At 60.0% G+C, this 8,076-nt stretch carries 9 protein-coding genes; 7 read left to right on the forward strand and 2 right to left on the reverse strand.

Features of this window, described 5'->3' with window-relative positions:
• Nucleotides 1–132 precede the first annotated feature (132 nt).
• Nucleotides 133–588 carry an META domain-containing protein gene (locus P0D96_RS43655; protein WP_408320206.1) on the forward strand — a complete coding sequence of 152 codons (456 nt, stop codon included), beginning with the start codon at nucleotides 133–135 and terminating at the stop codon, nucleotides 586–588.
• Here P0D96_RS43655 and P0D96_RS43660 read toward each other — a convergent pair.
• Complete coding sequence (locus tag P0D96_RS43660; protein WP_408320208.1) at nucleotides 582–1,502, reverse strand: EamA family transporter; 921 nt, start codon at nucleotides 1,500–1,502, stop codon at nucleotides 582–584. The two genes, P0D96_RS43655 and P0D96_RS43660, sit on opposite strands and share 7 nt — an antisense overlap.
• A 76-nt stretch (nucleotides 1,503–1,578) precedes the next feature.
• Here P0D96_RS43660 and P0D96_RS43665 point away from each other — a divergent pair, with 76 nt between their 5' ends.
• The 4 genes from P0D96_RS43665 (at nucleotide 1,579) to P0D96_RS43680 (ending at nucleotide 4,077) form a co-directional block, all read left to right on the forward strand.
• The gene (locus tag P0D96_RS43665; protein WP_408320210.1) at nucleotides 1,579–2,217 is read left to right on the forward strand and encodes a CGNR zinc finger domain-containing protein; all 639 of its coding nucleotides are present in this window, start codon (nucleotides 1,579–1,581) and stop codon (nucleotides 2,215–2,217) included.
• Between the two features lie 158 nt (nucleotides 2,218–2,375).
• Nucleotides 2,376–3,050, forward strand: coding sequence for a nitrile hydratase subunit alpha (gene nthA, locus P0D96_RS43670; RefSeq protein ID WP_408320212.1), 675 nt, complete (start codon nucleotides 2,376–2,378; stop codon nucleotides 3,048–3,050).
• Nucleotides 3,047–3,712: a nitrile hydratase subunit beta gene (gene nthB, locus P0D96_RS43675; RefSeq protein ID WP_408286348.1), complete on the forward strand. Its 666-nt coding sequence runs from the start codon at nucleotides 3,047–3,049 to the stop codon at nucleotides 3,710–3,712. Before nthA ends, nthB begins: the two co-directional genes overlap by 4 nt.
• Nucleotides 3,709–4,077 carry a nitrile hydratase accessory protein gene (locus tag P0D96_RS43680; protein WP_408177341.1) on the forward strand — a complete coding sequence of 123 codons (369 nt, stop codon included), beginning with the start codon at nucleotides 3,709–3,711 and terminating at the stop codon, nucleotides 4,075–4,077. The genes nthB and P0D96_RS43680 overlap by 4 nt, the downstream gene beginning before the upstream one ends.
• A gap of 16 nt (nucleotides 4,078–4,093) precedes the next feature.
• Here the strand turns inward: P0D96_RS43680 and P0D96_RS43685 are convergent, their stop codons facing one another.
• Nucleotides 4,094–4,540, reverse strand: a complete 447-nt coding sequence (locus P0D96_RS43685) for an SRPBCC family protein (protein WP_408177340.1) — start codon at nucleotides 4,538–4,540, stop codon at nucleotides 4,094–4,096.
• Between the two features lie 617 nt (nucleotides 4,541–5,157).
• On the opposite strand from P0D96_RS43685, the gene P0D96_RS43690 reads away from it, so the two are divergent.
• On the forward strand, nucleotides 5,158–6,459 hold the full coding sequence (locus P0D96_RS43690) for a gallate dioxygenase (protein WP_408320215.1): 1,302 nt from the start codon (nucleotides 5,158–5,160) through the stop codon (nucleotides 6,457–6,459).
• A 128-nt stretch (nucleotides 6,460–6,587) separates the two neighbouring features.
• On the forward strand, nucleotides 6,588–7,937 hold the full coding sequence (locus P0D96_RS43695; protein ID WP_408320217.1) for an MFS transporter: 1,350 nt from the start codon (nucleotides 6,588–6,590) through the stop codon (nucleotides 7,935–7,937).
• Nucleotides 7,938–8,076: the final 139 nt, after the last annotated feature.

Here is an 8,076-nt window from a genome sequence, read left to right on the forward strand (position 1 = left end):
CGGTTGCCTTTGAGAAGTGAGAAGTGGGAAGTGAGAAGCGGCGATATTCACGCAAGTCGTTCGGGCGAATCTGCGAGCACTTCTGGCGCGCAGCTATAATCGCGCTCGAACATGGCTAGGGGAAAGTTACTCGTGAAAAAGATCGCTGCCTTTGCGCTCGTTGCGCTTGTACTGACTGGTTGCTCGTCTGCCGAAAAGCAGGAGCAGCAAGAGCAGAAGTTCCTCCACAACGAAACGAATCTTGCCGCCGCCCAACGTAATGCGGCGGTCAACTGCGACCCGGCGAACTGCGGCGCGGCTTGGGCGCTGACGAAACGCTATATCGAGCAGCATTCCGATACGGCCGTGACGCGCGCGGATGCGGTCGCAATCGACACCGACGTGCCGAGTGGTTCGGGCAAGGTTGCCTTTTCGGCGACCCGCGCGGCAACAGGCTCGGGCGCGACCTTGACTCTCTTTGCGCAGTGCCGCGGCATGTATGGGCCGGACAACGCCAAAGGTTCCGACTACGACGAGTGCGCCGAGAAGATCCTCAAGACACAGAATGGCTATGTGGCGTTTCTCAGAGCACATGCGTCGGGTCAGTGACGCCTGGCGTTGCCGCCGCCTACCACTTGCTGTTTCCGATCGATTAGCCAGGCGGTAGCGACGGCTCCCACAATCAACGGTGCGCCCACTAGCATCCCAGCTGTGGGGCGTTCCTCGAGAAAAGCCCACCCCAGCATCACGGCAATCACTGGATTGACGAACGTGTATGTTGCGACCAGTGTCGGATCGACGCGGTCGAGCAACCAGACATACGCGGCGAATGACAGGACGGTACCTGCGAGAATCAGGTAGCCAAGCGCAAAAAGCGAGTCTGCTGAGACTGCCTGGACCCGGAAGCCGCGTAGTTCTCCCGTTATTGCGCACAACGCAGCGAGCGTTGCGCCACCCGCTAACAGTTCGACCCCCGCAAGCGTAAGCGCGGGAGTCTTGCCCTTATGTCGCTGAGTCAGGACCGTTCCTAGTGCCCACGAAAGGCTTGCGCCGAGCAACGCGGCAAGCCAGGGCAACTCCATTCCGTGCGGGCCCGACGAGGGTGCTGCCCACGCGATGACAGCGACGCCGGCAAAACCTACACCCAGTGCACAAATAGTGGCCGGCACAGGACGACGCTCTCCCGGAAGCAAAAAGCGCAGCATGGCAATCCAGAACGGAATGGTCGCCAGAATGACGGCGGCAATTCCTGACGGCACATGCTGCTGCGCAATCGCCAGAACGCCGTGGCAGCCGACGAAGAAAAGCAGGCCGCATGCGACGCCATGAATCAATAACTGAGCGGACGGGAGGCGCTGATTGTGCAGCAGGCTCCACCCGAGCAGGATCAAACCGCCAATCACGCAGCGTGTTCCCATCAGAATCATCGGTGGGAACGAGCGCAAGCCGATCGCAACGGCAAGATAGGTCGACCCCCAAACGAGATAAATGGCAGAGAACGCGAGTAGCGGTCGAGTCGACATAACGGGTCCGTTCGTTGATCTGTATAACCGGTTAACAGGTTATACTTTCGAAGCGGATTTACAAGAGGCATTTAGCATGACCGTCCAGAATGAAGAAGCTCGGCCGCGCAGGGCGTCGCATGTCGACGAGGAGTTGGCCATTCGGTTCGTGAACACGGTTGCGTGGCGCCGGGCTGACGAGCAGGAAGAGCGTTTGCCATCCGCTGAGGCTCTGCTTCGGTGGTTTGCCGAGGCCCGGCTGTTCGATGCGGGTTTTTTGCGCGCGTTGTCGCTTGAATGGAAGGGCGATCCTGTCCTCGCTGAAAACGGGTATCAGACCGCTTTATCATTGCGCGAGACGATTTACCGGGCGCTTCAGAGCGCGGCGTCAGACAAAGCCCCGGCGAAGACCGACCTTTCGCTTCTGTCTCAGTTGCTCAATGCAGGCACGCCTGGCATGCAGCTATCTGTCCAGCGAGGGCGCTATCTGTGGAACGCCGACGGGCACGCGAATGGCGTGTGTGTTCTGCTCATGCCTGTGGTCATATCCGCTTTGGCGCTGCTAACCGGTCCCCATTCGCATAAGGTGAAGCAGTGTCAGGACGACCGGGGCTGCGGATGGCTTTTCGTGGATGAAAGTCGTGCGCAGAACCGGCGTTGGTGTTCGATGGGCGACTGCGGGAACCGTGCAAAAGCCCGCCGTCACTATGTGCGCCAACGCGACGCTGATGTTTAGACAGGGCTTATTGCGCTTACGCATTACTGAACCCTCAATCGCTGCCGCAGGAAGCATCAATCTGAGGGCGACCTACGCCCAAAGCATCACACTCGCCCAAGATTGCATTTGCGCCCAGCACGAACCATACTTGTTCTCTCCAGCCTTGTTCGCGGTGAATGGCGATGAACGGTAACGATCCCGATGGCGATCACCACGCGCACCCGCACACCGACACTCACGACCACCACGGTAGTGCTTTGTCGGAGATGGATCTGCGTGTCCGTGCTCTGGAATCCCTGCTGGTCGAGAAAGGGTATGTCGATCCGCACGCGTTGGACATCCTCATCGAAACCTATGAGCAAAAAGTCGGGCCGCGCAATGGCGCCCGCGTGATCGCAAAGGCTTGGCGTGATCCGGCGTACAAACAGTGGCTACTCGACGACGCCACTGCAGCGATCGCGTCGCTCGGCTACACGGGCCGACAGGGCGAGCACATGATCGTGCTGGAAAACACGCCCGCCGTACACAATATGGTGGTCTGCACATTGTGCTCGTGCTACCCGTGGCCTGTGCTCGGACTTCCACCGGTATGGTACAAATCGGCGCCTTATCGGTCGCGTGCCGTCATCGATCCTCGTGGCGTATTGAAGGAGTTCGGCTTCGAGTTACCCGCGGCAGTCGAGTTTCGCGTGTGGGATTCGACTGCGGAGGTTCGATACCTCGTGTTGCCCATGCAGCCGCCCGGCACCGGCGATTTCTCCGAAGAGGCGCTAGCTGAACTGGTAACACGTGATTCGATGATCGGCACCGGATTGCCGAAGGCTCCTGAGTCGACACGGGGGACACCATGAACGGCGCGCAGGATCTCGGTGGTATGCAGGCTTTCGGTCCGATATGTCCCGATAACGAAGTCCCGCCCTTTCACGCCGACTGGGAGCGCAGGGTGCTCGCGACCACGATTGCCATGGGCGCAATCGGTAAGTGGAACATCGATATGTCGCGTGCTGCGCGGGAGAGTTTGCCGCCGGCGCAATACCTTTCCAGCAGCTACTACCAGATCTGGTTCGAGGGTTTGAAAAAACTCATCCTGAGCACCGGTCTGGCTACGGCCGACGAAATCGAGTCAGGCAAGTCGATGAATCAAGCGGCGCCGGTTCCACGCGTGTTGATGGCCAGCGACGTATCCGCGACGCTGCTACGAGGCAGTCCCGTCGAGCGACCCGCGGCCGTTGAAGCAAAGTTTGCCGTTGGCGATTGGGTGCAGGCTCGTCAAATCAATCCTTCGTCGCATACTCGTTTGCCGCGTTATTGTCGGGGCAAACGCGGGCGCATTGTTGCCGTGCACGGCACGCATGTCTTTCCCGATACCAACGCGATCGGCCTGGGCGAGCAACCGCAATGGCTCTATACCGTGCGCTTCGACAGTGCGGAGCTTTGGGGGAGTGATACGACTGCGGCGTCGGTATGCGTCGATTGCTGGGAACCGTATCTCGAGCCGCCGCCGGCACCATGACTGATGCTCTAACGAAACTACCTGAACTGCGAGCCGCGTTGCCAGCACTGCCTTGCGACGACGCAGGGCCGGTTTTCAACGCGCCGTGGGAAGCCCAGGCGTTTGCCATGACCCTGGCGTTGCACGAGCGCGGCATGTTCACCTGGGCCGAGTGGGCAACGTGCTTGAACGAGGCAATCCGCGACGCACAGGCCGCCGGCGACGCAGACCACGGCGACACGTACTACTCGCATTGGCTGACAGCGCTGGAGCGCATCAGCACGATCAAGGGACTCGTGACCGACGACTCGCTTCTGCGTCGCCGTGGCGCGTGGGATGCGGCAGCGCGCCGCACGCGGCATGGACAGCCGATCGAACTCGAATGACGGTCTGCACGCATCGTCAGTCGGGAATCTCGGGCTCGACCAGCTTCGCCAACTGAACAAGCGACTCCTGCCAACCGAGGTAGCACATCTCCACAGGAATGACCTCGGGCACGCCCTCCTGCAAAATGGTGAGTTCGGTTCCGCACGATACCTGCCGCAATGAAATGGTGGCCTGCATCTCGCCCGGCAGGTTCGGGTCGTCGAATCGGTCCGAGTAGCGGATTTTCTCGAACGGCACCAGTTCGAGATACTCGCCGCCGAACGAGTGGCTGTTGCCGGTGCCGAAGTTACGGAAGGACATCTTGTGGGTGCCGCCGACTTTGGCATCCATGTGGTGTACCTGACAGGTGAACCCGTACGGAGGAAGCCACCTCACTATCGCATCCGGTTCGAGGAAGGCACGATAGATGCGTTCTGGTGTAGCGCGCAAGACGCGGTGCAGATGGATGGTTCCGGTAGCCATGGTGTGTTCTCCTTTCATTAGAGAAGTTAGACATACTGCAACGACGATCCGACGACGCCGGTATCGACACAGGTTAAGACCAGGAAAAACCCGGGTGCGCCGCGCGGTCCAATATCGCAAATCGACGGCAAGCTTACTCCATCGGTGTGGTTCACCCATCCCATCGCGCTGGACATGTCTTTTTATCAAGTCATCCACGCGCCTGTTCCCCATTTACTACCGCCTCTGCGATCTCTTCGCGCTGGCGCCATGCGTTCGGCAGTTTGCGATTTCAATTTAGCCCCATCTGTTTTGTTTATCGCGATCTGAAATGCTGTGCAAACCTGTTCGCGGAGCAGTGCGGTCATGGGATCCCGAAAACGCTTTACGGGGCGCGGCTTGCCGATATCGTCAGATCAAGGGATAGGAAGTGCGACGGCACTTTCAAGCCGTTAACTCATGGTTTACCCTTACTTTCTGTAAGTCCCTGCAATTCATACCTTTGTATCCCGAGACGCCCGCACCTTCTATCGGCCAGCAAGAAGCACCTTAGGCTCAGTGCTTGCGCTGCGCTTCTGCACCCGCTGCCTGAATTCGTTGCGTCGGCGGTCCAAATGAGTTTTTGAAGGAGTACAGGTATGGCACGGATCATCGGAGGCATCGCCGCCTCGCACACACCAACCATCGGTTTTGCTTTCGATAAGAACAAGCGTGACGATCCCGTGTGGGCACCCATCTTCGAAAACTTCGCGCCGTTGGCCGACTGGCTCGCCGACAAGCGCCCTGACGTGTTGCTGGTCATCTACAACGACCATGTCACTTCGTTCTTCTTCGACCACTATTCCGCGTTCACGCTAGGCGTGGGACCCGAGTGGAACGTCGCCGACGAAGGGGGCGGCGCACGCGATCTGCCGCCGATCAAAGGTCATCCTGAGTTGGCCGCGCACATCGGCACTTCGCTTATGACCGACGAGTTCGACATGTCGTTCTTTCAGAACAAGGCGCTCGATCACGGCTGCTTTTCGCCGCTATCGATGCTTTGCCCGCACAAGCCCGAATGGCCGGTGAAGCTCGTGCCGCTGCAGATGGGCGTGCTGCAACTGCCGGTGCCGAGCGCTCGACGCTTTTACAAGCTTGGACAAGCGTTGCGACGTGCAATCGAGAGCTACCCCGAAGATCTCAAAGTCGCGATCGTCGCAACGGGTGGCCTGTCGCATCAAGTGCATGGAGAGCGTGCGGGTTTCAACAATCCCGAATGGGACCAGCGCTTTCTCGATCTCTTCGAAAACGATCCCGAGCAACTGGCCGAGATGACGATTGCCGAATACGCGGAACTGGGCGGATTCGAAGGCGCGGAAGTGATCATGTGGCTGACGATGCGAGGCGCCCTGTCGTCCAGCGTCGTTTGCAAGCATCGCAGCTACTACCTGCCGTCGATGGCAGGCATCGCGACTGCGATCTACGAAGGCGAAGAGGGTGAGACGAAGCCTTCCGTCGTCGAACGTCACCGCCAGCGGATGGCGGTTCAACTTGCCGATGTCGAGAAACTCGAGGGCACCTATCCGTTCTCGATCGAAGTCGCTGTGCGCGCCTACCGGATCAACGATTACCTTCACCGGATGGTCGAGCCCGCTCATCGCGAAGCGTTTCTGAACGATCCGGAAGCGAGCTTCGAAGCGGCCGGGTTGAGTGAAGAAGAGCGCGACCTGATTCGCCGCCGTGACTGGCGCGCGTTGCTGCACTACGGCGTGATCTTCTTCATGCTCGAAAAGCTCGGTGCTGTAACGGGCGTGTCGAATCTGCACATCTACGCCGCCATGCGCGGCGAAACGCTGGAGGCTTTCCAGCGCACCCGCAATGCGCCCGGCGCACTGTACTCGGTGGCGGGAAAAACCGCTGGAAAACTCGATTGGGACAACGCAGAAAAAGGCAAGAGCTGAAGGGTGAAAGTACCGCGCCGATGCTTTCGCCACCAGGCGGAGTGTCGGACTCAAAAGAAGCATGGCATGACGGCAAACAACACGAGCAATTACGTCATTAGCCAAAGCAAGGAGACAGGAGTAAATCGATGACAAACGGAAAAGCGATTGACATTAAGGCGTTTATCGACCAGCGAGCCATCTCGCCCTACCAGTGGTTACTGGTGGCGCTGTGCTTTCTCATCGTGACGGCCGACGGCATGGACGTGGCGATCATGGGCTTTGTGGCGCCCTCGATCATCCACGACTGGGGGATTTCACGCCCAGCATTTGGCCTCGTGATGAGCGCGGCGCCGCTGGGACTCGTCATCGGTGCGTTGGCGGCGGGCCCGGCTTCGGATCGTATCGGACGTAAGTGGGTTCTGATTACCTCGGTTTTCCTCTTCGGCATTTTCACCATCGCGACGGCTTTCACTCACTCGCCCATGGAAATGGCGGCGCTGCGGTTGCTGACCGGTATCGGCCTCGGCGCCGCGATGCCGAACACGACGACGCTTCTGTCCGAGTACGCGCCTCAGCGCAAGCGCTCGCTGATGATCACGATCATGTTCACCGGCTTTAATCTCGGCTCGGCATTGATCGGCTTTGCGGCGGGCTGGCTGATTCCCGTCCACGGCTGGCGTTCGGTTCTGATTTTCGGTGGTGCTCTGCCGTTGGCGCTGATTCCGTTGCAAGTGTGGCTGCTGCCGGAATCCGCCCGCCTGCTCGCGGTGCGTGGCGCATCGCCGGCGCGTATCGGCGCTGTTCTCGGCCGGGTATGCGGTGCGCGCTTTACCGGCGGCGAGGTGTTCGTTTCCAACGAACCGCCGTTGCCCACGCGCAAGCCGATCGGCGTGCTCTTCTCGCAAGGCTATGGCTTCATGACGGCGGCGCTTTGGGTGACCTATTTCATGGGTCTACTCGTCATCTATCTGCTGACGGGCTGGCTGCCGACGCTCACGAAAGACGCAGGCTTGACGGTCACCTCGGCCGCTAACGTCACGGCGATGTTCCAGATCGGCGGAACGATCGGCGCCATTCTTGTGGGATGGGTGATGGACAAGGTGCGGCCTGCACGGGTGATCAGCGCGGCTTACCTCGGCGGCGCGCTGTGCGTTCTCGCACTCGCATGGATCGGCGCACTGTCGTCGTCGCTGGCCTTGCTGGTATTCGCGGCGGGCTTCTGCATGAGCGGCGCGCAGACGGGGTTGAATGCGTTCGCGCCGGGCCGTTACCCGACAGTTGCGCGTGCCACTGGCGTGAGCTGGATGCTTGGCATGGGGCGCTTCGGCAGCATCTTCGGCTCCGCCATCGGCGGCGCGCTGCTCGGACTCGGTTGGCAGTTCGGAGCGATTCTCGCGATGCTGGCCGTACCCGCGACATTGGCTGCGCTCGCCATCATGGTCGCTCAACGGGCGAGGACCGGCGACCCGGCTGTGCAGCCGACCGTGGCGCACTGAGAAAACCATCTGGCGGTGCTTTGCGTGGCATCGCCGGATAAACGAATCAACTGTTGGAGTAAAGATGATCATCGATATTCACGGCCACTATACGACGGCGCCCAAGGCGCTGGAGCAGTGGCGCAACCGCCAGATCGCG

Origin of the sequence: Paraburkholderia sp. RL17-347-BIC-D (assembly GCF_046027915.1) — a bacterium.
Lineage (GTDB): Bacteria > Pseudomonadota > Gammaproteobacteria > Burkholderiales > Burkholderiaceae > Paraburkholderia.

What these genes read in the sequence shown, in the direction of transcription:
- nthB (WP_408286348.1), top strand. Translation starts at nt 3,047, where the DNA reads ATGAACGGCGCGCAGGATCTCGGTGGTATGCAGGCTTTCGGTCCGATA.
- nthA (WP_408320212.1), top strand. Translation starts at nt 2,376, where the DNA reads ATGGCGATGAACGGTAACGATCCCGATGGCGATCACCACGCGCACCCG.
- P0D96_RS43685 (WP_408177340.1), bottom strand. Translation starts at nt 4,540, where the DNA reads ATGGCTACCGGAACCATCCATCTGCACCGCGTCTTGCGCGCTACACCA.
- P0D96_RS43665 (WP_408320210.1), top strand. Translation starts at nt 1,579, where the DNA reads ATGACCGTCCAGAATGAAGAAGCTCGGCCGCGCAGGGCGTCGCATGTC.
- P0D96_RS43660 (WP_408320208.1), bottom strand. Translation starts at nt 1,502, where the DNA reads ATGTCGACTCGACCGCTACTCGCGTTCTCTGCCATTTATCTCGTTTGG.
- P0D96_RS43695 (WP_408320217.1), top strand. Translation starts at nt 6,588, where the DNA reads ATGACAAACGGAAAAGCGATTGACATTAAGGCGTTTATCGACCAGCGA.
- P0D96_RS43690 (WP_408320215.1), top strand. Translation starts at nt 5,158, where the DNA reads ATGGCACGGATCATCGGAGGCATCGCCGCCTCGCACACACCAACCATC.
- P0D96_RS43680 (WP_408177341.1), top strand. Translation starts at nt 3,709, where the DNA reads ATGACTGATGCTCTAACGAAACTACCTGAACTGCGAGCCGCGTTGCCA.